22 protein-coding genes and 2 tRNA genes are annotated in these 22987 nt (G+C 45.6%); 11 read left to right on the top strand and 13 right to left on the bottom strand.

Annotated elements, in window-relative coordinates; translation table 11 throughout:
- Positions 1-549: c-type cytochrome (locus tag Q0307_RS12905; RefSeq protein ID WP_298661189.1), on the bottom strand; the 549-nt coding region annotated here is incomplete at its 3' end.
- A 474-nt stretch (positions 550-1023) separates the two neighbouring features.
- Between Q0307_RS12905 and Q0307_RS12900 the strand changes: the two genes are divergently transcribed.
- The 10 genes from Q0307_RS12900 to Q0307_RS12855 all read left to right on the top strand — a co-directional run bounded on the left by Q0307_RS12900 (position 1024) and on the right by Q0307_RS12855 (position 8074).
- Entirely contained in the window at positions 1024-1335 is a 312-nt protein-coding gene (locus tag Q0307_RS12900) for a DUF485 domain-containing protein (protein WP_298661188.1), read from the top strand.
- A gap of 12 nt (positions 1336-1347) precedes the next feature.
- Positions 1348-3378, top strand: coding sequence for a cation acetate symporter (locus Q0307_RS12895; RefSeq protein WP_298661187.1), 2031 nt, complete (start codon positions 1348-1350; stop codon positions 3376-3378).
- 227 nt (positions 3379-3605) lie between these two features.
- Positions 3606-4292 (top strand): response regulator, encoded by a 687-nt coding sequence (locus Q0307_RS12890; RefSeq protein ID WP_298661186.1) that lies wholly within the window; start codon positions 3606-3608, stop codon positions 4290-4292.
- A gap of 79 nt (positions 4293-4371) precedes the next feature.
- Positions 4372-4448 (top strand) — tRNA-Arg (locus Q0307_RS12885).
- Positions 4449-4519: 71 nt separating this feature from the next.
- Positions 4520-5278 (top strand): triose-phosphate isomerase, encoded by a 759-nt coding sequence (gene tpiA, locus Q0307_RS12880; protein ID WP_298661185.1) that lies wholly within the window; start codon positions 4520-4522, stop codon positions 5276-5278.
- Positions 5279-5305: 27 nt separating this feature from the next.
- Positions 5306-5830 carry a preprotein translocase subunit SecG gene (secG, locus tag Q0307_RS12875; protein ID WP_298661184.1) on the top strand — a complete coding sequence of 175 codons (525 nt, stop codon included), beginning with the start codon at positions 5306-5308 and terminating at the stop codon, positions 5828-5830.
- 15 nt (positions 5831-5845) lie between these two features.
- Positions 5846-5931 (top strand) — tRNA-Leu (locus Q0307_RS12870).
- 148 nt (positions 5932-6079) lie between these two features.
- Positions 6080-7378, top strand: coding sequence for a tyrosine-type recombinase/integrase (locus Q0307_RS12865; RefSeq protein WP_298661183.1), 1299 nt, complete (start codon positions 6080-6082; stop codon positions 7376-7378).
- Positions 7379-7461: 83 nt separating this feature from the next.
- Complete coding sequence (locus tag Q0307_RS12860; RefSeq protein ID WP_298661182.1) at positions 7462-7740, top strand: hypothetical protein; 279 nt, start codon at positions 7462-7464, stop codon at positions 7738-7740.
- 1 nt (position 7741) lies between these two features.
- A complete protein-coding gene (locus Q0307_RS12855; RefSeq protein ID WP_298661181.1) occupies positions 7742-8074 on the top strand; it encodes a helix-turn-helix domain-containing protein in 333 nt (110 codons plus the stop codon).
- 958 nt (positions 8075-9032) lie between these two features.
- On the opposite strand, the gene msrA is transcribed toward Q0307_RS12855, so the two are convergent.
- The 9 genes from msrA to phoB all read right to left on the bottom strand — a co-directional run bounded on the left by msrA (position 9033) and on the right by phoB (position 18724).
- Complete coding sequence (gene msrA, locus Q0307_RS12850; RefSeq protein WP_298661180.1) at positions 9033-9614, bottom strand: peptide-methionine (S)-S-oxide reductase MsrA; 582 nt, start codon at positions 9612-9614, stop codon at positions 9033-9035.
- Entirely contained in the window at positions 9607-10065 is a 459-nt protein-coding gene (gene msrB / locus Q0307_RS12845; protein ID WP_298661178.1) for a peptide-methionine (R)-S-oxide reductase MsrB, read from the bottom strand. The genes msrA and msrB overlap by 8 nt, the downstream gene beginning before the upstream one ends.
- 89 nt (positions 10066-10154) lie before the next feature.
- Positions 10155-10712: a cysteine hydrolase family protein gene (locus Q0307_RS12840; RefSeq protein WP_298661177.1), complete on the bottom strand. Its 558-nt coding sequence runs from the start codon at positions 10710-10712 to the stop codon at positions 10155-10157.
- Complete coding sequence (locus tag Q0307_RS12835) at positions 10709-12349, bottom strand: GMC family oxidoreductase N-terminal domain-containing protein (protein WP_298661176.1); 1641 nt, start codon at positions 12347-12349, stop codon at positions 10709-10711. Before Q0307_RS12835 ends, Q0307_RS12840 begins: the two co-directional genes overlap by 4 nt.
- A 24-nt stretch (positions 12350-12373) precedes the next feature.
- Positions 12374-13780 (bottom strand): aldehyde dehydrogenase family protein, encoded by a 1407-nt coding sequence (locus Q0307_RS12830; RefSeq protein WP_298661175.1) that lies wholly within the window; start codon positions 13778-13780, stop codon positions 12374-12376.
- Positions 13781-13782: 2 nt separating this feature from the next.
- Positions 13783-15153, bottom strand: a complete 1371-nt coding sequence (locus tag Q0307_RS12825; protein ID WP_298661174.1) for a glutamine synthetase family protein — start codon at positions 15151-15153, stop codon at positions 13783-13785.
- A gap of 126 nt (positions 15154-15279) precedes the next feature.
- Positions 15280-16626, bottom strand: coding sequence for a YhjD/YihY/BrkB family envelope integrity protein (locus Q0307_RS12820; RefSeq protein WP_298661173.1), 1347 nt, complete (start codon positions 16624-16626; stop codon positions 15280-15282).
- 87 nt (positions 16627-16713) lie between these two features.
- Positions 16714-18030 (bottom strand): phosphate regulon sensor histidine kinase PhoR, encoded by a 1317-nt coding sequence (phoR, locus tag Q0307_RS12815; RefSeq protein WP_298661172.1) that lies wholly within the window; start codon positions 18028-18030, stop codon positions 16714-16716.
- Positions 18020-18724, bottom strand: coding sequence for a phosphate regulon transcriptional regulator PhoB (gene phoB, locus Q0307_RS12810; RefSeq protein WP_298661171.1), 705 nt, complete (start codon positions 18722-18724; stop codon positions 18020-18022). The genes phoR and phoB overlap by 11 nt, the downstream gene beginning before the upstream one ends.
- A 105-nt stretch (positions 18725-18829) precedes the next feature.
- Here phoB and Q0307_RS12805 point away from each other — a divergent pair, with 105 nt between their 5' ends.
- Complete coding sequence (locus Q0307_RS12805; RefSeq protein ID WP_298661170.1) at positions 18830-19105, top strand: GNAT family N-acyltransferase; 276 nt, start codon at positions 18830-18832, stop codon at positions 19103-19105.
- Between the two features lie 212 nt (positions 19106-19317).
- On the opposite strand, the gene glpK is transcribed toward Q0307_RS12805, so the two are convergent.
- The 3 genes from glpK to Q0307_RS12790 form a co-directional block, all read right to left on the bottom strand.
- Entirely contained in the window at positions 19318-20811 is a 1494-nt protein-coding gene (gene glpK, locus Q0307_RS12800; RefSeq protein ID WP_298661169.1) for a glycerol kinase GlpK, read from the bottom strand.
- Positions 20812-20948: 137 nt separating this feature from the next.
- Entirely contained in the window at positions 20949-22661 is a 1713-nt protein-coding gene (locus tag Q0307_RS12795) for an ABC transporter substrate-binding protein (protein ID WP_298661168.1), read from the bottom strand.
- A 25-nt stretch (positions 22662-22686) separates the two neighbouring features.
- Positions 22687-22980, bottom strand: a complete 294-nt coding sequence (locus tag Q0307_RS12790) for a DUF2160 domain-containing protein (RefSeq protein ID WP_298661167.1) — start codon at positions 22978-22980, stop codon at positions 22687-22689.
- Positions 22981-22987: the final 7 nt, after the last annotated feature.

Genomic DNA, 22987 nt, shown 5'->3' with positions numbered 1-22987 from the left:
TGCTGCCGCTGGAGCTGCTGCCGCTGGAGCTGCTGCCGCTGGAGCTGCTGCCGCTCCACCTGTGCCAGCTTCCTTACTTAAATCAAAACCTACTTTACCCGTCATATAAACGATAGCATCAGTCAACTCTTGATCCGTGATAGTTGGGTCACCACCTCTAGCTGGCATCTGATTCAGGCCATTGGTGGCAGATGCTAACAAGCCTTGTAAGCCCTTAGCCACACGTGGTTCCCAAGCCGCTTTATCATCAATTTTAGGTGCATTTAAAACACCGGCTGTATGGCAGGAAGTACAAACCGCATTGAACACTTGCTCGCCAGTACGTGCTACGGGCGCAATCGATTTATCAACAGTGACTACGGTACCAATCGGCTGTAAGTTAGCCGCTGCTGCAGCTTCAAACATACTTGTATCGTTAGCTCCCACAGTGGAGTTACGTTGGATGGTACTGAATAAACTAGACACAAGTACTGCGACTGCTGTACCCAGAATCACTAAACCACCGATTAAAACTGGTTTAGCGTAAGGATCTTTTGGAATTGAAGCCACGTTGTTCTCCCTTAGATCGAACCGCGCTCGGTTCGCCACATAAGACTGAAAAAGTGAAAAAGCTGTTAAACGGGGGAGATTATATTGGAAGGAGCTAATACTCTCCAAGTACCGATTTTCAAAACTTGACCTTTGTCATGGTTTATTTGCCACGAACCTACTTTTCGGTAAGTTCAGACATTTCGTTTCTCCGAGATCGGCGAGTATACATAAAACTTAAGCAAAAAATTACCTTTCTTCAATAAAGATTCTAAGCTAGGTTTTTGGTTACAGCCATTAAATTAGTCTAGTAGCGGTTTAACTGATTATTTTGGGCTAGTCAGCAGGATAGCTGTTTTGTTTACACCTTTTTTACACCTCAAATGCCATTATCGGGCTGCCCCGGTACTATGTTTGCTGTAGGTATCTGCTGGTGGGCATTCCGATGCATTGGTGCAATGCATGTTTTTGTCATAAATGGAGGAGTCATCATACATGACAACAACAGTCAACTGGGCCGCTATTGACAACGACCCACGCTTTCAGGCTTTGCATAAAAGGAAAACTAGTTTCCTGTGGGGCTTGATGATTTTTTCGCTCATTTATTACTTCTTGTTGCCTATCGGTGCAGCGTACTTCCCTGACTTATTCAAAATTAAAGTTTGGGGGCCAATGAATTTTGGCATTCTATTCGCGTTATCTGAGTTCGTAGTAGCTTGGACGATTGCGTTTATTTACACACGTCGTGCGAATCGTGATTTCGACTCGATGGCTGCTGAAATCGTTCGTGATTCTAACCTAGGCTAATAAGGAGGTTACATGAAAAAATCTTTATGGATGGGGTCTTCAGCCCTATTGTTCATGCTTACTAGCCAAGCGGCACTGGCTGCTGATGCTGGCGCGGTAGCACCACAATATAAGTGGTTAACTTTCGTAGTCTTCGGGGCGATTATCGCCATGACTATGTATGTTACTTATCGTGCTGCTAAGCAAACTCACTCAGCAACAGACTTCTACGCTGCCGGTCGTTCCGTTTCTGGTATTCAGAATGGTTGGGCGATTGCAGGTGACTACTTATCAGCGGCTTCTTTCTTAGGTATTGCCGGTCTGATCTCTCTCTACGGTTATGATGGCTTCATGTACTCTGTGGGTTGGTTGGTTGCTTATATTACTGTATTGCTGATCATTGCTGAGCCATGCCGTAATATTGGTAAGTACACCTTAGGTGACATTTTAGCTTTCCGGAATAATCCAAAAGCTGCAAAAATTGTTGCTGCAATTTCTACAGTCACTGTTTCTACTTTCTACTTGACTGCACAAATGGTCGGCGGTGGCGTACTTGTTAAAACCTTAATTGGTATTGAGTACGAAATATCGGTTATTGTCGTTGGTATCTTAATGTTGACCTATGTTGTTTTCGGGGGTATGAAAGCCACCACTTGGGTTCAAATCATTAAGGCAATTCTGCTAGTCACAGCTTCTATTCTGTTAGTTCTATTCACTTGGGGGCAGTATGGCTTCTCTTTACCAGGTTTCTTACAAGCTGCAGTAGACAATCCTGATATCCAAAAGCAAGTAGCGAAGTTAGTCGGTGATGCGGCTAATAATATGACTCCTGCAGAATTGGGCCAACGTTTCTTAGAGCCAGGTCTATATCTGAAAAGCCCAATCGACCAAATTTCTTTAGGTTTAGCGTTGGTGTTGGGTACTGCGGGTATGCCACACATTCTGATGCGTTTCTTCACAGTTCCAACTGCACAAGATGCACGTAAATCAGTAATTTGGGCGATGGCTATCATTGGTGGTTTCTATGTCTTGACTCTGTTCTTAGGCTTAGGCGCTGCAATGAATGTTACTGCTTCTAAAATATCTAGCTTTGACCCAGGTGGGAACATGGCTGCACCTCTGTTAGCCCAGTACGTAGGCGGTGGTGCTGATTCCATGCTAGGTAACTTGTTCTTAGCTTTCGTTGCTGCGGTTGCGTTTGCTACTATCGTTGCGGTGGTTGCTGGTCTAGTTTTAGCTTCTGCTTCTGCCATGTCACATGACTTGTATGTGGGTGTATTCCGTGGTGAGCACGCTTCTTCTCAAGAGCAAATCACTGCTGCTCGTGTGGCTACTGCTATCGTGGGTGCCTTAGCGATCTATGTTGGTATTGCTGCTAAAGGTCAAAACGTTGCGCACTTAGTTGCTTTAGCGTTCGCAGTTGCGGCTTCTTCTAATTTACCTGCTGTATTCTTGACCCTGTATTGGAAGAAAACCAATACTTGGGGTGTGGTTGCAGGTATGTTAGTCGGCGCAGGTACTGCAATTCTGTTGGTATTACTGTCTCCAAATATGACTTACCCATTAGCGAAAATTGCTGATGCGAAGAAAGTATTGGATGGTACTCCAGCAGCAGCAGCAGTAGAAGCAGCTCCAGCTCAAGGTGGCTTTATGTGCGAACTGTTTGCTGGTGCAGACTGCAAGAAGGCAGTTAAAGCAGCAGCAGAAGCTCCAGCTAAACCAGGTGCTCGTGAGAAGTTAGCGAAAGCTGAAGGCGAATTAGCGGCTGCTGCTGATGACACAGCTAAAGCGGCTAAAGAGAAAGAAATTGCAGGTTTGAAAACTGCAATCTCTAAAGCTGAAGCTGATCTGAAGAAATTTGAAGGTCAAACCGTCAGCATGATGGGCTTAGAAAAACCATGGTTCCAATTAAAGAATCCAGGTTTGATCTCTATTCCATTAGGTTTCTTAGTAACTATTCTACTGTCGCTGATCACTCGTGACCGTCGCTCAGAAGAAATGTGGGATGAGCTGTATGTTCGTCAAAACACCGGTATCGGTGCTGAGGCTGCACACGCTCACTAATCCTTAGCTAGATTAGCTAAATCTGAAACGCCCCCTTGCTGGGGCGTTTCTTTTTATAGCAAATATTATGGGCTACTAGTCTCATCTTATTCTGCTTGCTATAGATTACGCTCAGTTTTGATCTTGCGATTAAGGCTTGTGATCACTCCCTTGAGTGTTGTAAGGTAAAAAAGCTTTACCAATGGCGCTATAAAATCAAAGGTAAATGAAAGGGAGATGTGATTTTGATGGAAAATACATCAATTCTGGTGGTCGAAGATGAATACCGGATTCGGCAGTTTCTACGGGCAGCTTTAGAAGGTGAAGGTTGTAAAGTCTTAGAAGCACCCACGGTAGCAGCAGGCTTAGCGTTGGTTAGTGAATACAAGCCTGAGTTAATCATCTTAGATTTAGGACTGCCTGATGCTGATGGTCGTCAATTTATCCGTAGTCTTCGCGGCTGGTCGGATGTACCTATCATGGTTTTATCGGCACGTAATTTAGAGGCAGATAAAGTAAGTTTGTTGGATGCTGGTGCTGATGATTATCTAGCCAAACCTTTTGGAGTTGCTGAGTTACTAGCGCGTTTGCGTGCGCTCAAACGGCGCCGTGAGAAGCGTCCAACCGATGGTTCTGCTATTGTAAAGTTTGGCGAAGTCATGGTTGATCAAGTTAATCGTTTGACCTTCCGGAATGGTGAGCCAGTGCATCTTACACCTCGTGAATACCATTTACTGACGATTATGCTAGCTCAGCCGGGTAAGGTGTTGACGCAAAGACAATTATTGCGAGAAGTCTGGGGGGCTGGACACTCTGAGGACGGGCATTATTTGCGTATTTATATTGGGCGGTTACGCCAAAAATTGGAAAATGATCCCTCGCAACCTCAACATTTATTAACTGAAACAGGGGTAGGTTATCGTTTTTGCCAATAATTCACTGTGCTTCTTAAAGAAAAACCCATAGGCACATAGACGTATTCAGTGCGGTTCGGTATGATTTGCAGCTCTAAAAGCACCCTTAGCTCAGTTGGATAGAGCGTTGCCCTCCGGAGGCAAAGGTCAGAGGTTCGAATCCTCTAGGGTGCGCCATAGATTTAAGAATTGATTTCTAAGCGGAGTATCGGTAATCTTCTGCGCTTGCTGAAACGAAAGGGAAGGTTATGAGACGCATTTTAGTCGCTGGTAACTGGAAGTTAAATGGTAATAAAGCCAGTATTCAACAACTAGTCACTAGTATTGTGGCTGGTGTGAGTGACTTAACTAAGGTTTCAATAGCAGTTTGTGCTCCCTATGTTTACCTTCCACTCACAGCCGAATTGTTGAGTTCTAGTGCTGTTGCTTTAGGTGCACAAGACGTCAGTGAGCAAGATAACGGTGCATTTACGGGTGAAGTTTCTGCGCCTATGTTGCTAGAAGTTGGCTGTCAATATGTGATTGTTGGGCACTCTGAACGTCGCTCGTTATTCGGTGAAAAAGATGCTGATACCGCTCGGAAGTTTGTAGCAGCACGTAAACAAGGTTTGATTCCGATTTTATGCTTAGGCGAGTCACTCACTGAGCGTGAAGCAGGTCAAACAGAAGCGGTAGTAGCACGGCAATTAGATGCTGTCTTAGCATTAGAAAGCGTGCAAGCACTTAATGATGCGGTAATTGCTTATGAGCCTGTTTGGGCGATTGGAACGGGTAAAACAGCGAGTCCTGAGCAAGCACAAGCAGTACATGCTTTCATTCGTGAGCGAATCGCAGCACAAGATGCAAAAGTCGCAGCGAAAGTACAAATTTTATATGGTGGCAGTGTGAAAAGCTCGAATGCTGCTGAGCTATTTGCCATGCAAGACATTGATGGTGGTCTGATTGGCGGTGCCTCACTCGATGCTCAAGACTTCCTGAAAATTTGTCAGGCTGGGCAGAATCAGTGAGACTGATGGTTTATTTAGAAGTTAAAGATGCTTTATAATATATTATTAATTGTACAAATTGTTGTTTCGGTCGCGATGATCGTGCTGATTTTGATGCAGCATGGTAAAGGCGCGGATGCAGGAGCAGCATTTGGTAGTGGTGCGTCAGGCACAGTATTTGGTTCACGGGGTTCAGGCAACTTTTTAAGCCGGACTACTGCTATTTTAGCAACAGTCTTTTTTGTGAACTGTATTGCACTAGCTTGGATCGTTTCGCATCGGAGCACAACGCCGACAAGTATTATGGATAATGCTGCGCCGACTGGCATTACTGCGCCAAAAGTTGAAACAGCACCAGTACCTGCAGTGCCTACAAATAGTGAAGTACCGACTGTTCCAGGGCAGAGTGCTCCCACTGGTAGTGAAGTATTGAAAACAGAAGCAGCACCGACTGCAAATGCAGCTCCAGCAACATCTGCTGAAGTTCCAGTTGCACCAACTGCGACTGAGACTAAGCCTGCGACACCTGCTGCTAGCGGTGAAACAGCTACAACTGAACCCAAGAAACCTTAAGGTTTCAATAAAATTGCCGACGTGGTGGAATTGGTAGACACGCTATCTTGAGGGGGTAGTGGCCCTAGGCTGTGCGAGTTCGAGTCTCGCCGTCGGCACCAATTAAAAATCTAGCTTAGTCTAGTACATCCATAAAGCCTTGAATCCTAAAGGTTTCAGGGCTTTTTTGTGTCTAGGGTAGTCTAATTTATCCATTGACATCTAAGTAAATGGGTAAAGAATGGGTAAAACAGCTAAAGAGGTTTACCCATGCCGCCTATTATTTCCGATGTAACCCTGCGCAATGCCAAGCCAAAAGACAAAGCCTATCGAATACAAATTGGGGGTAATTGCTTTCTGGAAGTGCTGACGAATGGGGTGAAGTGGTGGCGTATGCGTTACCGCAGACCACAAACAGACCAGCAAGCTATTTTAGATTTGGGGTTTTATCGATCTGAGTTAGTGGATAGAAAAGGTTCTGTAAATGGCCTAGCTAATTTGTCTTTAAATGAAGCAAAGGCAGAAGCAATCGAGGCTAAAAAGCTGCTTAAACGAGGTATAGACCCACAAGACTATCGGGAAGAGCAAAAAGCTAGAATAGAAGCTGAGAGACAAGCAGCCTTAAGAGCACAGACGCATTCGTTCGAGACGATTACGAGAGAATGGCATACTCACCGACGCGATTCGCTGAACCGCTGGAAGAGTGCAAAGAACGCTGAAAAGATTCTACACATGCTAGAAGTGAATTTGTTCCCTGACTTGGGCACATTACATATCTCCGAAGTGACCGCGCCCTTATTGCTGGAGACTATCCAAAAGGTCGTGAAGCGGGGAGCTGTAGAAACCGCTAAAAAGTTGAATCGCTGGACAGTCGATATATTCAGGTATGCGGTGCTGAGAAAGTTAGTGGCACATAATGAGGCCGACAACCTGAGAGGGGAGATTCCCGCGCCCCTTCGCAAAAACAACCCTTACTTAAAAGCGCCTGAGATTGGGAACTTCATTCGCCAAGTCGAGGCGGATACGGGTGGGGAAATCATCAAGCTGGCTATTCTGCTGACTCTGCATTGCTTAACCCGTACCCAAGAAACTCGCTTTGCTCAGTGGTCTGAGTTCGACTTAGAAAGCAAGGTCTGGAATATTCCTGCTGAGCGTATGAAGATGGAGAGACCACATACCATCCCTTTGACCCCGCAAGTATTAGCAATTTTAGAACGCTTAAGGCCATTCACTGGCGATAAGCCTTATCTATTCTGGAACAGCTCAATAGACAAGCCCTTCTCTGAAAATGCCATGTTACAAGTCCTTTACCGCCTAGGGTTAAAAGGAAAGCTCACCATTCATGGCCTACGTGCAACAGGTTCAACCGTGTTGAATGAATCGGGCTTTAGGTCGGACATTATCGAAACCGCCTTAGCACATAAGGAAGAGAACGCCATTCGAGCGGCCTATAACCATGCACAATATGTAGAAGAGCGTCGGCAGATGATGAACTGGTGGAGTGATTACCTAAATGGGGTAGAGCAAGGGGCGCAAGTGATACCGATTAAAACCACAAAGAAAGTCTAACATTTCCATAAAAGCCACTAGCGTCTAACAAAAAAACGAAGTGTAGATAATAGGTATTCCTAATTTGTTCAAGGAATACCTAGATGACACATGAAGAAAACCGCCTGCAACGCCAAGAAGCTAAGCTGCACTTTTATAAAATTGCAGCCGAAGCTTTTCCAGCAACAGGCAATGTTAGGGCAAGACAAAACGCGGCGTTCTTGGGTATTGGCCTATCCACGTTTTGGCTCTATGTTGAGCAAGGCCGTATCAAAAAACCGATTAAGTATGGTGTGCGCTTGTCAGTTTGGGATGCTGAGTACATTCATCAGCTAAAGCGAGAAGGAATACCACCGGCAAAAGTGGAAGGGGAGGCCGCCTAAGATGGACGAAAAAAAGGCCACCACGAAGGCAGCCCAGAAAACAGAAAACCATCCTAACAATCTAACTCAACCACTACTACCAAAATCACAGCGAGAGTTGCGTTTATTGTGTGCCTTGGTAAGTGGTGCAGTAATGCGTTATGAATTGGATTCAGTGATCGGCGCTCAAAACTCACCAGAATATGTATCTCGTTTGCGCATGGCAGGCTGGGAAATTAGCACCGACCGCATCCCCATGATTGACCGCGACGGCAAAAAAATCAAAGTAGGCCGCTATCATCTCTCAGTTGCACACCAGGCGTTAGCGTGTGAATTTTTGAGCAAAGGGGGCTAACAATGCCCCTTTATTGTTTCATCAGCCGTGTACACGATCCGATACTCTCCAAAGTCGACCCGATAAAAATCATAGCCCTTTAACTATTGGCTATCCGAGGGGGAGGGGTCAACCAATAGACCTAAGAACTTAAGTCATAGTTGCCTAAACTGCTTAGGGGGCAAATCCTTAATAAATCGAACCGACGCTTTTGAGGGTTTAAGTAGTAGCATTTAAGCGCTCATTCATTTGGTTGAATCATTCCTTGCTTTCCGCATCGTTCAACAATCCTTCTTGCAAGGCAAGCTTGGCTTTATTTGCCCATACTTCATCTTCAATAGCTTTTAAACGCTCACGTTCAGCATAAGAAACCATAACAACCGCAGCCCTACCAAAGACGCTTGATTAAAACAGGTTCAATCAAAGCGGCTTCTATAAAGCGCCCAAACGCATTTTTAACAACGGCTGACGCAGCACTTAACATGTTCATTACCTCGACTAGTCTATTTTGGCTATTTTAGCCAATTCTAAGTATAAGACACGGATAATTGTTAAGCGTTCACTCCCCCCCCCTCTTATGTTCATGTGGGGAATGACTCAAAGCCTTAGTGTAGGCACGAAAAGGAAAGGGCAGTGCTTAAGGATTTAAACCTTCGACCATCAAGGCTGGCTAGGCTGGATGCTGGCCTTGATGATTGAACACATGTGGTACGAGCCACGTTATCCCACTTTAAACCGATTTAAAGCAGCCTAGACACCGAAGGGAAGTTTTGTAGCCACTTGCACCCGCGACCAGCGAGAGCTACAGAGGCCAAAATTCATGGAAAATCTACACCTAACACGCTAAACCCAGATGCTTGACCGCATACAGTGCGGGAAAGCAGATGGAAGCCAAGAACGCTTGAATTAGAACAGGGTAGAGATGGGGTACTTTTACAAATAGGTATATAAACTGGTATATGAACTTAATTTATTTTATTTAATTTTTTGTTTTATTTGATTGGTTCGATTCCCCGCTGGTTTTTAGCTTAGCTCGAAAAAGCGCTCTTGCTTTATTCAATTTAGGGTTGATCACGGCTTGGCAGTAACCCGCACTTGGATTAGTTTGATAGTAGTTTTGGTGGTAATCCTCTGCTGGATAAAAGGTTTCGGCAGGTAGCACTTGCGTCACTATCGGGGCATCGAAGTTTGCCTGCATTTCTTGCACCACTTGTTGGGCAATCACTTGTTGTTCGGGACTATGTGTAAAGATGACGCTGCGATATTGTGTTCCTCGATCGGCCCCTTGGCGATTCAAGGTGGTTGGGTCATGAGTTGCTAAATGAATGCGCAACAAGTCGGCATAACTAATTTGGTTTGGATCAAACTGAAGCTGAATCACTTCCGCATGCCCTGTATTGCCATTACAAACACTGCGATAGTCAGGGTTAAGCATTTGCCCACCGCTATAACCACTGATAACCTGTTCAACCCCACGTAGTTGTTGGAAGACCGCTTCAGTACACCAAAAACAGCCACCACCAAAAGTCGCTGTCTCAAATTGAAGAGGCGAATTAGTCATGCGAAGTCTCCTGTACTTTTTGCAAAGCCACTGCATTCATGCAATAACGCAAGCCACTCGGTGCAGGGCCATCAGGGAACACATGCCCTAAGTGGGCTTCACAGGTGTTACATAAAGTTTCTACACGAAACATGCCATAGGAACGATCTACGTGATAGGCAATCGAATTTTCTTGCAAAGGTTGCGTGAAAGAAGGCCAACCCGTCCCAGATTCAAATTTCTGATTGGCATCAAATAATAAGTTGCCACAACAGACACAAGCATATAGCCCCGGCTCAAATAAACTGCACATTTCAGAACTAAACGGGCGTTCAGTGCCATGTTGACGAGTGACTTGGTATTGTTCAGAGCTGAGTTGCGCGCGCCATTCTTGATCAGTTTCGCGTACCACTCGATCGGGGAGCAGATTACCTTTTTGGCTGAGATGAATCACTTGTTTCCAATCCAACATACCTACTCTCCTATCAAAGCATGAATACTAACGAGCTTGGCAGTTCACCAAGTCCTCTGCAAATAGACTGAATAAGTGTCAGGTCAGTATCAGGACGAAGGCACTAGCTTAAGTAAGTCTGGAGTCGTGATAATTTCAGCATATTCACCCGCTAAATTTGCCAAGGACATCGCATGTACCTCCTCAGCACTGCGCAAGACACCTTGATAATCGAGTTTAGGGAAAGTGAAACAGGCATCCGCGACTACATAAGTTGTGAAGCCTAAATTCCCTGCCGAGCGCGCAGTGGCTTCCACTGAATTATTAGTACTCACGCCTACAATCACTAAATGCTGTAAATCACGTACATGCAACCAACGCTCTAAACCCGTATTACAAAAGGCATCAGGGCGATTTTTCTCAAATACCGCTTCTTGAGCTAAGGGTTCAAACTCCGTTTGAAAAGCAGCACCCACTTGACCCGGACGAAAGCTGGAGGTTGCTTCACGAGAGATATGTCGAAGATGAATAATTGGCCATTGTCTTTGCCGCCAAACGGCTAACAAGTTTTGAATTTGGCTTTCAGCTTCAGGATTATTCCGCTCACTGATAACTGCTTGGCTCATACATTGCTGCATATCAATCACCACCAAGGCTAGGCGTGTCATGAGCCTTGACCCTCAGCTAAAATCATCCGCGCCCCTTTCTCACCGATCATCATGCTGGGTGCTGAAGTGTTGCCACTAATCAAATTAGGCATAATGGACGCATCCATCACCCGCAGATTTTGCATGCCCTTGACTTTTAAATCCCAAGGATTGACTACGGCAAGTTCATCAATACCCATCTTACAAGTACCGACTGGGTGGTAGACTGTGCTTGCGGTCTGGCGTAGATAGGCAAGGATTTGTTCATCGGTTTGGATGGCTGGAGTTGGCGCCATTTCCTCGCCCCGCACAGCATCGAACTCTGAGGAGGCTAGGACTTCACGTGCTTTCTTCACAGCTTCTATTAATAACTTCTGATCTTGTTCATCTGAGAAGAAATTATGGTCAATGAGAACATTTTTAAAGGTTCCGTCATTCGCTAATTTGACCGTACCCTTGCTTTGTGGGCGTAAGACGCAAGTAAATAGCGAATAACCATGCCCCATTTCTAACTTACGTCCGCGATAGCTACGGAAAATCGGGGTGAAATGGAATTGCACATCGGGATCAGCCTCAGCACGACCAGTTGGAGCTGCTTGTGCATATGAGGTTTTAGCAAAGCCACCGGCTTCAACATAGTTCGTTGTCCACCAACCTTTACGTTGCAGATAGTACTTAAAGGGTGCGGGTAAAATATGGGGTAATAGTGTTGCCCACGAAATTCCGATTGATACGGGTTTAGGTGAGCGTACTGTAACCATACTATCAATATGATCTTGCAGGTTTTCACCCACTCCGGGCAGATCTTGCTTACACTCAAGCCCTAAAGCTTGCAATTCATCTCGATGCCCAATCCCAGAGGCTAAGAGAATCCGTGGTGAAGCAATGGCTCCTGCACTAAGAATGACTTCACGCTTACATTGCAACACACTACGTACTCCAGCGTGCTCAATTTCTAGGCCAGTGACGCGATCTGCCTCGATCTGGAGTTTAAACACCTCGGTATGGGTAAGTACTGTTAGATTCGGTCGTTGCTGAACAGGCTCGACAAAAGCACTGTAACTACTGACGCGTACGCCTTCATCTTGCGTGACATTGTAAATACCTAAACCAAATTGTGATTCGGCATTAAAGTCATGGTTTTCTGGTAAACCAGCCGCTGCCCCTGCTTTGACAAAAGTACGCGCTAATTCATTAATATCCTGTGGATTAACCACATTCAACTCACCCTTAAAACCATGATACTCAGGGCTTTGTCCGGCTAGATTACACTCTAAGTCTTTGAAAATCGGTAGCACATCTTGATAAGACCAACCTTCACAGCCTAGAGCTGCCCAGCCGTCATAATCATTTTTATTCCCGCGAATATACACCATGCTATTAATCGAGCTAGAACCACCTAAGCCTTTGCCACGATTGACGGTAATTACACGATTATTCAAGTGTTTTTGAGGTACACCTTGAAAGGTATAGTCATATTTCTTATTCCCATACAGGCCAAAAATTCCCGCTGGAATTTTTACCCATGGGCTTTTGTCATCTCCACCAGCCTCAATTAAGCAAACCGTGACCTTTGGGTCAGCACTTAGGCGATTAGCCACTACACAACCTGCTGAGCCAGCCCCCACAATCAGGTAATCAAAACGACTTGAATTCATAAGCTTTATCCTTGAGTTATTCTTCTAAGAGGTTTGTAAACGAAAATGCAGGCTTTTCGGGCGAGTCAAAGCTTCATAGCCGATGGAGGATAAAGTACAGCCTCGTCCAGTATCTTTCACCCCCGTCCATGCCAGAGCAGGGTCGAGATAATCACAGCGATTCATAAAAACGGTGCCGGTTTGTAATTCAGCAGCCATTCTTTCTGCAGCGCCCACGTCTTCCGTCCAAATTGCAGCGGTGAGTCCATAGGGTGAGTCGTTCATCAAGCGAATTGCTTCGGCATCATCTTTGACTTTCATGATTCCGACGACAGGCCCAAAGCTTTCCTCTAGCATCACCGACATCGAATGATTGACATTCGATAAGACCTGTGGAGACAGATAAGCCGAACCGGGTTGATCTAACTCAAATTCAGAAGTATCTACATGGGCGACCGCACCCGCTGCAATCGCTTGGTTAATCTGCGCACGCACAAAATCTGCAGAGGCTGGCTTAATCATTGGCCCTAAATTGGTAGTGGGATTAAGAGGATTGCCCAATTTATATTGGCTACCGAGTTTGGCTATACCCGCTACCACCTCGTTATACACGTTTTCATGCGCATAAATCCGCTCAATGCCACAGCAGGATTGACCGGAGTTAAAGAAAGCACCATCGGCTAGATTTTCAATCGCATGTTGCAGATTAGCGTCCGCGCGCACATAAGCCGGATCTTTGCCCCCTAACTCTAAACCGACGGGAATAAAGCGCCCACTAGCGGCTGCTTCCATCGCTTTACCACCTGCAACTGAACCGGTAAAGCAGACCATATCGGCTAAGCCATTGGCAATCACTTGTGCGGTTTGAGCATGATTTAAAACCAAATGCTGAAACACGCCTTGGGGCAAGCCGGCTGCATCGAAAGCTTCTTGGAAACGCTCAGCGACTAGCAAGGTATTGGCAGCATGTTTCAGCACTGAGGTATTGCCTGCCATTAAAGCCGGAATCACTGAGTTGACAGTGGTGAGAAAAGGATAGTTCCAAGGTGCGATAGTTAATACCACGCCTAAAGGTTCACGTAAGATACGGCGCTCAAAGCCGGTTTTTGGATTTGGCACAAGATCGGCTAAAGCTGTGGTAGCAAGCTCGATCATATAACGCGCACGCTCTTCAAAACCGCGTAGCTCGCCTGCACCTACACTCACGGGTCGACCCATTTGCCAAGCTAGTTCATCAACAATACGGGTTTTCATATTGAGCAGAGCATCGACTGCAGCATGACAATACTTAGCACGCTCTTGAATACTTAAGCGCTTCCAATTTGCCTGTGCGGTGCGGCTCGCTTGAAAGCAAGCTTGAATTTGTTCCGGCGTGGCAATGGGACGCTCGACATAAACGCTACCATCAATCGGCGAAATACATTGAATCATTGTTTGAGTCGTTGCTTGCATGCTTAAGCCCTCTCAAATCCGCGCCATAGTTCCCAATTGGTAACGCGCCGATCATATTCAAACTGTTCCCAACGTCCGGTATGTAAGTAGTGGTCTATTACTGCATCCCCCATCACTTGACGCAATAAGGCCGAATTATCTAGTTTTTCTAGAGCAGCACGCAAAGTCGTTGGGATTTCACGGATATTGCGCGCTTCATAGGCATCACCACTGAATTCAGGTTCTAATTCCAGCTTATTTTCAATGCCATCTAAACCTGCAGCAATCTGCGCAGCAAGTGCTAAATAAGGATTCAAATCTGCGCCACCCACGCGACATTCAATCCGCACTGCTTTACTCCCTTCACCACACAAACGATAGCCAGCAGTACGATTATCTCGACTCCAAATGGCTTTAGTGGGGGCAAAAGTGCCGGCTTGAAAACGCTTATATGAGTTAATCCAAGGTGCTAGAAAGTAGGTGATTTCATCCGCATGCGCGAGCAAACCTGCCAAATAATGGCGCATTAGTTCAGACATACCATATTGGGCGGATTCATCGAAAAATAGCGGATTCTTGCCGTCCAAGCTCCATAAAGATTGATGAATATGTGAGGAGCTACCGGCTGCGTTGTAATCCCATTTCGCCATGAAAGTAACAGCTTTGCCTTTGCTCCAAGCGATTTCCTTACAGGCATTTTTGACAATGGAATGATAGTCTGCAGTAGTCAAGGCATCTGCATATTTAACATTGACCTCTCCTTGTCCGGCCGAAGCTTCGCCTTTGGAGCATTCCACCGGAATACCGGCGCCAAACAAGCCATTACGGATGGCTCGAATCACATCCTCTTCTTTGGTAGTTTGTAGAATGTGATAATCCTCGTTATAAGCGCTAACGAGTTTCAGATTGCGATAGTCTGCTTGATGAGCTTCCGCATAGGTTTGATCAAATAAGAAAAATTCTAGCTCAGTTGCCATCATCGGTTGCATGCCTAAAGCGGCCGAACGAGCAATTTGCTTTTGCAGGATGGCGCGTGGTGAGTGTGCTACAGGTTCATGGCTGTGGTGATCAAGCACATCACAAAGCACAAGGGCAGTGCCTTCTAACCAAGGTAGCGGACGCAAAGTGCTTAAGTCAGGCTTCATCACATAATCGCCGTAACCCGCTCGCCAACTGGTCGCTGCATAGCCATCGACGGTATGCATATCCATGTCCGTGGCTAGTAAATAATTGCAGGAGTGAGTTTCTTCAAAAGCGCTATTTAGGAAAAAATCAGCATGAAAGCGTTTACCCATTAAACGCCCTTGCATATCCACTTGACAGGCAAGCACGGTGTCTATTTGGCCAGCTTCATACGCTTGTTTAAGTTGCTCGAGTGTCATTTTAGCGGTCATGTGGTGTTCCTTATGCTCATTGTAAAGAGTGCTTTTAGGCATCTAGCTAGTCTGCTTGAGATGGGGGGGAGTTAGCAAGAGGCAAGCTGAAAGCAATTCACGAGCACGTAAGCTCAGTATCTAACCTTAGGTTTCATTGACCTTTAGCGCTTCTTTGGCTTGTTCAATCAGTTGCGGCATTTGTTCTTCTAAGCAGATTTTTTCTGACTCTGAATTGTGAGCTGCCTTAGCTAGCAGTGATTGATCTAAAGCCTCGCGCATCGTTACGTCTGGATTCTGCAGTAAAGTCAACAATAGGGCTTCACTTAAGCCAGTCGCTTGTTTGACTTGCTCCGTTTGCTCTTGCTGTTTAGTGTCTCCTTGCCAGAAGGCACGCTTAATCGTTCCGACCGATAAAGTTTCCGGTGCAGTTTTTAATAAGTAACGCGCTGGATTGGAGTCATCCCGACTTAAAAAACCATGATTAACGAGTTCTTGCAGCATTAAAGTCATGAGTGAACGTGGAATCGGCATACGCTGGCGCAGCTCCTCAGAGCTTAAAGGCTCATGGCCTTGTAAATAACGTTGCCCAACTTCACGTAGAATCGCCGCTGCAACTAGTTCCTTAGTTTCAAGACTAGGTAGCGGTGGTTGATCCGAATAATAAACCGCATCGGGATACTGAAAATAATAAGCCAGCCGTGAGCCGGTTAAGACAATAATCCAGCCGATATACAGCCACAGCATAAACAGAAATAAACCTGCAAAAACAGAGTAAATAGCGATTTGCTGTCCGGAACTCACCACAAATGAAGAAAATATCCAACCTGCAGTTTGCCAAGCTAAACCCGCAAAAATCGCGCCTGATAAGGCGGGTACAAAGCGCACTTTGGTATAGGGCATATACATATAACAGACGGTGAACAGAATAATACTCACCGTGACCGGAATCAGCTTGAGCAAATAAGTGGTCGTCGTACTAAACAGATAATGTGTGCTAATTGCTTGAATAATGGGAATATGACTAAAAGCACTCCATAAGCCTAGGGCTGTGAAGAGCAAAATAGGGGCAAGCATCACCAAACTTAAATAATCACGGATTTGAAGTCCTAAAGGTCGACCTTGTTGCACATGCCATAAATGGTTGAAGGCTTGTTCGATCTGCTGCATCAAAGACCAAACGGTGTAGAGCAAAATCCCTAAACCCGCAATGCCCAATACACCGACTTGAATATTGTCTACGAAGCTGAGCATTTGCTTAGTAACTTCTTCAGCTTTACTGCCTAAAGGAGCCATAAATTGAAGTAAAGCAGGTTCTAATTGGTTATGAACCCCAAAGCCTTTTAACACTGAAAAGCTTAACGCTAAGGAAGGTGCTAAGGAAAGTAGGGTGGTATAAACCAAGCCCATCGCTCTTAAGGTGATTTGTCCTTCTAGAAAATCGTAAAAAAAAGCTTGGGGTAATACTTTTAGAAAGCGCACCGGGTATTTCATTCACTAAGACTCCCAAGAGCATACAGAGAACATTGCTATCCAATGCTCAACAAGCTCAACTGGTTTAGTCTAGCAGAGTATAGCAGGCTAAGGCGGATCTACTTGAATTAAGCGCACGCGTTGTGCTGGAAAACAGGCAACAAAGCGTGTGCAGCCGGGTTCACTGGTAATATTTAAAAAGCCGCCATGATTGAGCATCACATGTTTAACAATCGCTAAGCCCAAACCTGTGCCACCTTTATCGCGGGCGCGGCCACGATCAACCCGATAAAAACGCTCAGTTAAATGCCCAATATGCTGGGCTGGAATCCCCGGGCCATCATCTTCAACACTCAAACAGGCTTGCCCATTGGTATGTAATTGCCAATTGATTTGAATATGTGTATCAGGCGGTGTATGGCGAATCGCATTATCAGTGAGATTGGTAATGACGCTGAGTAAATCAGGTTCATGCCCAAGTAGATGCAGCTCTCTATTGAGGTTTAAGCTGAGGGTATGTGAGTCTGCAGCCAAGGTGTCACTTAGAGAGGCGGCAATATCATCCAGTAACTCAGGTAGATTAATATCAGTTTCAATCATGCGCCGCTGCTCATCATTTTCTAATTTTGACAAAGATAGCATGTCGCTAATAATCCGCTGCATCCGTTCCGCTTGGGCACGTGCTTGTTGCACGGCAGGTATTAAATGCTCAGGTAATTCAGCATCATCTTCAAATAGCTCTAAATAACCGGCTAGTACGGTTAAAGGTGTACGTAATTCATGTGAGGCATTCGCAAAGAAAGCTTTGCGGGTTTGTTGTAAATGCACGCCTTGGCTAATATCACGCACATTAAACAGATACAGATTTTTTTGCACGGGCACTAAATGCGCTTGCAGAATTATATTGTTATCAATCGGTGAATGGAGACGAATTTCCTTGTCCGTATCACTAGAGCGTAGCAATGCATTTAATTCGGGTGAGCGAATCAAATTATCTAAGCGATTGCCCCAATCTGCTTGAGTTTGAATCCCTAATAAGCGTGCTGCTGCAGGGTTGGACCACTGAATAATAAAATCCTGATTAATTAAGATGGTCGCATCGGGTAGGGCAGCCAGCACATTATTTAGGCGATCTAGAATTTCTTTTTGTTTCTTTTTGCGTGAACGACTTTTCTGCTTGCTACGATGGATCAGATAGGTAATTTGCTCCCACGCGCCATCACTATCCGGCATGAACTCTGCCGCTTGACCTTTTACCAACCAGTTTTGCAGTTGACGTAATTTGAAGAGCACCCAACTAATATAGCCGAAACTCACCACTAAAAAGCTTGCTAACCAATAGCCGGTGGCATAACCGACGATTAAGCCCAAAATCGCGCTGGCTATTAGGCGGCGGATTTCCACCTGCCAATAGTCATAACTCATTCAATGCATCCTCAGCGAAGCGATAGCCCGCACCGCGTACGGTATGAATACAATGATCAGCTTCTTGTTGTTTTAATGCTTTTCTTAAGCGCAGAATATGCACATCAACGGTACGCTCTTCGATATAAGTATTTTGTCCCCAAATAAAGTCCAAGAGCTGGGCACGTGAATAGACTCGCCCCGGATGCTTCATGAAAAATTCGAGGAGCTTGTATTCGGTAATCCCTAAATGAATGGATTGCCCATTGATAGTAAGTTGATGTGCATCTAAATCTAAATGAATGGGGCCGACTGTGAGCACTTTACGTGCACTAAATCCCTCCGAGCGTCGTAGCAAGGCCTTAATCCGCGCGGTGAGTGTTTTTAAAGAGACTGGTTTAGATAGATAGTCATCAGCACCTACTTCAAGCCCTTGAATCATATCCTCCTCTTCGGAGCGGGCAGTGAGCATCACAATCGGAATATCACGAGTCACTTCATCTTTACGAAAACGCCGAATGAGTTCTGGCCCAGAAATATTGGGAAGCATCCAATCAATAAGCATCAAATCTGGAGTTTGGTTCGCCACCAATTCACGTGCTACATAAGCGTTTTCTGCTTCCATCACCGCATAGCCTTCGCGCTCTAAGCTAAAGCGGATCATTTGTCGAATCGCGGCTTCGTCTTCGACACAGAGAATCTGTTTTTTCATCACCTTCTACCTTTGCTGGCTTGGGCGCATGCTAGCATGGCAAATATTTCAGATTGATTACAAGCCTGCAGATAATATGACAGTAGCATGATCTACAGATGACCAAGTGTGTACTCCGAAAATGAATTCGATTTGCTTAAGCTGTTGCCACTACCCGGAAAAGTGATGGAAATTGACCGTACTTGTATTCACCCAGAGTTTCGCAACGGTGTAGGCATTGGCATGTTGTGGGCGGGTTTAGCGCAATTTGTTGAACAACATCAAATTGATTATTTATTTGGATGTGTCAGTGTCAGTATGCGCGATGGTGGTGCTCAATCCACAGCGATTATGCCTACAGCGAGCGACGTTCTTTGCCTTAAAAAACTAAAAGCCTGCCATTAAGCTGTCATGGCGTAGTTTTAGACTGTACCTGACCTCGGAAATGTCATAACTTGAACGAAAACAAATAACAACCGAAACCATGAGTTTAACAATAACGGTAACAACAACGGTTTATAAGTCTCGAACAGTCAATCTTCACCGGGCTTTTTGCCCGGTGATTTTTTTAGAGAGTAGGTTCTAGTAAGCTAATCTCAGTGTTGAGTCTTGTGTGTTCAGCCTGTCGAGCGGGTACGTCTCACAGCATCCAACCAACCTGCATATTTCTGCTCACGCACCGATGCAGCCATCTTCGGCTCAAAGCGCTTATCCAATATCCACTCTTTAGCAAATTGTTCAGGAGCAGGGCAGATGCTTTGTTGTAAGCCAGCCAGATAAGCGACCCCTGTAGCAGTCGATTCCAGAACACGTGGGCGATCTACCGGGCTATTTAAAATGTCGGCTAAGAATTGCATGGCCCATTCAGAAGCTGTCATGCCTCCGTCCACGCGCAACACGGTTTTAGTTTCTTTCAAACCGGCACTATCCGCTTGCATGGCATTTAATAAATCGCGGGTTTGGTAGCCAATACTTTCTAAGGTAGCTTTGGAAATTTCAGCCGGGCCGGTATTGCGGGTTAAACCGTATAAAGCACCACGTGCCTCAGGATCCCAATAAGGTGCGCCTAAGCCAACAAAAGCAGGGACTAAATACACCTTTTGATGCGGATCAGCGGCTTCAGCTAAAGCTTGTGTATCGCTAGCGTTTTGAATAATTTTCAAGCCATCCCGTAGCCATTGCACCGCCGCACCCGCGATAAAAATTGAGCCTTCTAGGGCATAGTTGCGTTGCCCATTCAGTTGATACGCAATCGTTGTGAGGAGGTTATTATGCGAATTAACCGCATGTGTCCCCGTATTTAAAAGTGCAAAACAACCCGTGCCATAGGTGGATTTCATCATGCCTGCTTGGAAACAAGCTTGCCCCACTAAGGCCGCATGTTGATCGCCTGCGACCCCTGAAATCGGAATTGCAGCCCCTAAAATCGTTGGATCGGTCATCCCAAAATCAGCGGCACAATCTTTCACTTCGGGTAATAAACTTTCGGGAATAGCCAAAAGCTGGAGTAATTCTTTATCCCAGTGTCCAGTATGAATATTAAACAGCATAGTGCGACTAGCATTGGTCGCGTCGGTTGCATGTACTTTTCCACCGGTTAAATGCCAAATCAGCCAGCTATCAACCGTACCCATGCGTAGCTGTCCAGCTTCAGCTTTAGCGCGCGCACCCTCAACATGATTTAATATCCAACGTACTTTCGTGCCGCTAAAATACGGATCAGCACGTAAGCCGGTTTTTTGTTGAATGAGGGCTTCGCTGCCTTGGTGTTTGAGTTCGTGGCAATAATCCGCTGTACGTCGATCTTGCCAAACAATCGCATTATAAATGGCTTTGCCAGTATCTTTATCCCACACCACCACGGTTTCGCGTTGGTTGGTAATACCAATTGCACTAATGCCTGAGGCTTTAAGTTTAGCTTTGGCAAGCGCGTCTTTGAGTGTACTGAGGGTGGTATTGAGTAAATCTGCAGGGTCATGTTCAACCCAGCCAGAATGCGGAAAATATTGGGGAAATTCTTGTTGGGCGCTGGCAATCACTTGTAATTTTTCGTCAAACACAATACTGCGCGTGGAGGTTGTGCCTTGATCAATTGCAATTAAATACGCCATAGCCGATTCCTGTTGATGATGAAAGAACCCCTCCCCAACCCTCCCCTTATCAAGGAAGGGTAAAGCACCTCCCCTGACAAGGGGAGGCTGGGAGGGGTTGTGGGAGTGGGGTTACACTGTTTACAGCTTAGCCTAAATCAGCTCTTAGTCCACGATTTTACTAACTCATCATAGTTGACGGTTTCAGGTTTTGGTTTCTCATTTTCTAACTTCGCTTTAGGCGCACCAGGAGCGTCTAACCACTCTTTTGGGTCTTTAGGCTCATTCATTTTGGGGCCTAACTCGCCTTGTACACCACTTTTTTCTAAGCGTTCTAAGACTTTTTCTTGTGCTTCACACAAGGCGTCCAAGGCTTGTTGAGCGGTTTTTTCGCCAGACGAAGCATCCCCAATGTTTTGCCACCAGAGTTGCGCTAACTTTGGATAATCGGGCACGTTAGTTCCAGTTGGTGACCATTGAACCCGGGCTGGTGAGCGATAGAACTCCACTAAACCACCCAGTTTGGGTGCACGCTCAGTGAAGCTTTTATCATTGATGGTTGATTCACGAATGAAGGTCAAACCAACATGCGATTTTTTCACGTCCACCGTTTTGGAAGTGACGAATTGTGCATATAACCAAGCCGCTTTGGCGCGATCTGTTGGGGTAGATTTCATCAGTGTCCAAGAGCCGGCGTCTTGATAACCGATTTTCATCCCTTCCTCCCAATATGCACCGTGGGGTGAAGGGGCCATGCGCCATTTGGGTGTACCGTCTGGATTGACGACTGGAATCCCGTCTTTCACCATATCAGCGGTAAACGCGGTGTACCAGAACATTTGCTGAGCTACTTCGCCTTGTGCGGGTACGGGGCCAGCTTCGGAGAACACCATACCGGCTGCGGCTGGAGGCGCATATTTTTTCAGCCAATCCACGTATTTGGTGATGGCATAAACGGCGGAGGGGTCATTGGTTGCGCCACCGCGTGCCATACATGAACCAACAGGTTGAGATTTTTCATTGACACGAATACCCCATTCATCCACAGGCAGACCATTCGGCTCACCCTTGTCGCCCATGCCCGCCATCGACATCCACGCATCAGTAAAACGCCAGCCTAAAGAGGGGTCTTTTTTACCGTAGTCCATATGCCCATAGACTTTTTTGCCATCAATTTCACGACCAGTGAAGAATTCGGCAATATCCTCATAAGCTGACCAGTTGACCGGTACACCCAAATCATAACCATATTTCGCTTTGAAATCGGCTTTGTTTTTCTCATCACTAAACCAGTCTTGGCGGAACCAATACAGATTAGCGAATTGCTGGTCAGGTAATTGATACAGTTTTTTATCAGGGCCTGTAGTGAAGCTTAATCCAATGAAATCCTTTAAATCTAAGCCCGGATTGGTAACGTCTTTACCTTCGCCCTCCATCCAGTCAGTTAAATTACGCGCTTGCTGATAGCGCCAGTGAGTACCAATCAAATCCGAGTCATTAATAAAGGCATCATAAATATTTTTGCCGGATTGCATTTGGGTTTGCAGTTTTTCAACCACATCACCTTCACCAATCAGATCATGAGTGACTTTAATGCCGGTAATTTCAGTAAAGGCTTTGGCTAAGGTTTTGGATTCATATTCGTGGGTAGTAATCGTTTCTGAGACCACATTAATATCCATTCCTTTGAATGGTTCAGCAGCTTTAATGAACCACTCCATTTCTTTTAATTGGTCTTCTTTGGATAAACTTGAGGGTTGGAATTCGCTATCAATCCATTTTTTTGCAGCATCTACATCAGCAAAGCTAAGCTGACCATAACTAAATAACATTGCAGTAGTGACCGCAAATGTTAGGCGTTTGAGTTTCATAACATCTCCTCCTAAGTTACAAATCTTATACCCAGCGAAATACCGCCAAGGCATAAACGATACACACCAGTACTGCCCACCATAACGGGGGGCCGAAAGCTGCTAACCAGCCTAAGCAGATAAATGCACTGCCTAGGAGTGAAATAAACAGCCGATCACCTGGTGTGGTTTCGATGTGTAAAATCCCAACGCGTGGTGCTTGCGGCGACTTTACACTCCAAATTCCCATTCCAATCAAGGTCAAAACAATCAAGCTAAAGAACAAAGCCGTTTGCCATGTCCAAGCCATCCAACTGAAGTCCAGTGCAGAACCTTCCATCTTGACC

This window comes from uncultured Thiothrix sp. (assembly GCF_937873765.1).
Classification (GTDB): Bacteria; Pseudomonadota; Gammaproteobacteria; order Thiotrichales; family Thiotrichaceae; genus Thiolinea.
This window is presented reverse-complemented; position numbering and strand designations above follow the sequence as displayed.

Coding starts and splice junctions, on each gene's coding strand:
- Q0307_RS12820 (WP_298661173.1), bottom strand. CDS start 16,626: ATGAAATACCCGGTGCGCTTTCTAAAAGTATTACCCCAAGCTTTTTTT.
- msrB (WP_298661178.1), bottom strand. CDS start 10,065: ATGTTGGATTGGAAACAAGTGATTCATCTCAGCCAAAAAGGTAATCTG.
- Q0307_RS12830 (WP_298661175.1), bottom strand. CDS start 13,780: ATGCAAGCAACGACTCAAACAATGATTCAATGTATTTCGCCGATTGAT.
- Q0307_RS12790 (WP_298661167.1), bottom strand. CDS start 22,980: ATGGAAGGTTCTGCACTGGACTTCAGTTGGATGGCTTGGACATGGCAA.
- tpiA (WP_298661185.1), top strand. CDS start 4,520: ATGAGACGCATTTTAGTCGCTGGTAACTGGAAGTTAAATGGTAATAAA.
- msrA (WP_298661180.1), bottom strand. CDS start 9,614: ATGACTAATTCGCCTCTTCAATTTGAGACAGCGACTTTTGGTGGTGGC.
- Q0307_RS12890 (WP_298661186.1), top strand. CDS start 3,606: ATGGAAAATACATCAATTCTGGTGGTCGAAGATGAATACCGGATTCGG.
- Q0307_RS12865 (WP_298661183.1), top strand. CDS start 6,080: ATGCCGCCTATTATTTCCGATGTAACCCTGCGCAATGCCAAGCCAAAA.
- phoR (WP_298661172.1), bottom strand. CDS start 18,030: ATGAGTTATGACTATTGGCAGGTGGAAATCCGCCGCCTAATAGCCAGC.
- Q0307_RS12840 (WP_298661177.1), bottom strand. CDS start 10,712: ATGACACGCCTAGCCTTGGTGGTGATTGATATGCAGCAATGTATGAGC.
- Q0307_RS12855 (WP_298661181.1), top strand. CDS start 7,742: ATGGACGAAAAAAAGGCCACCACGAAGGCAGCCCAGAAAACAGAAAAC.
- Q0307_RS12795 (WP_298661168.1), bottom strand. CDS start 22,661: ATGAAACTCAAACGCCTAACATTTGCGGTCACTACTGCAATGTTATTT.
- secG (WP_298661184.1), top strand. CDS start 5,306: ATGCTTTATAATATATTATTAATTGTACAAATTGTTGTTTCGGTCGCG.
- Q0307_RS12860 (WP_298661182.1), top strand. CDS start 7,462: ATGACACATGAAGAAAACCGCCTGCAACGCCAAGAAGCTAAGCTGCAC.
- Q0307_RS12900 (WP_298661188.1), top strand. CDS start 1,024: ATGACAACAACAGTCAACTGGGCCGCTATTGACAACGACCCACGCTTT.
- Q0307_RS12895 (WP_298661187.1), top strand. CDS start 1,348: ATGAAAAAATCTTTATGGATGGGGTCTTCAGCCCTATTGTTCATGCTT.
- glpK (WP_298661169.1), bottom strand. CDS start 20,811: ATGGCGTATTTAATTGCAATTGATCAAGGCACAACCTCCACGCGCAGT.
- Q0307_RS12835 (WP_298661176.1), bottom strand. CDS start 12,349: ATGAATTCAAGTCGTTTTGATTACCTGATTGTGGGGGCTGGCTCAGCA.
- Q0307_RS12825 (WP_298661174.1), bottom strand. CDS start 15,153: ATGACCGCTAAAATGACACTCGAGCAACTTAAACAAGCGTATGAAGCT.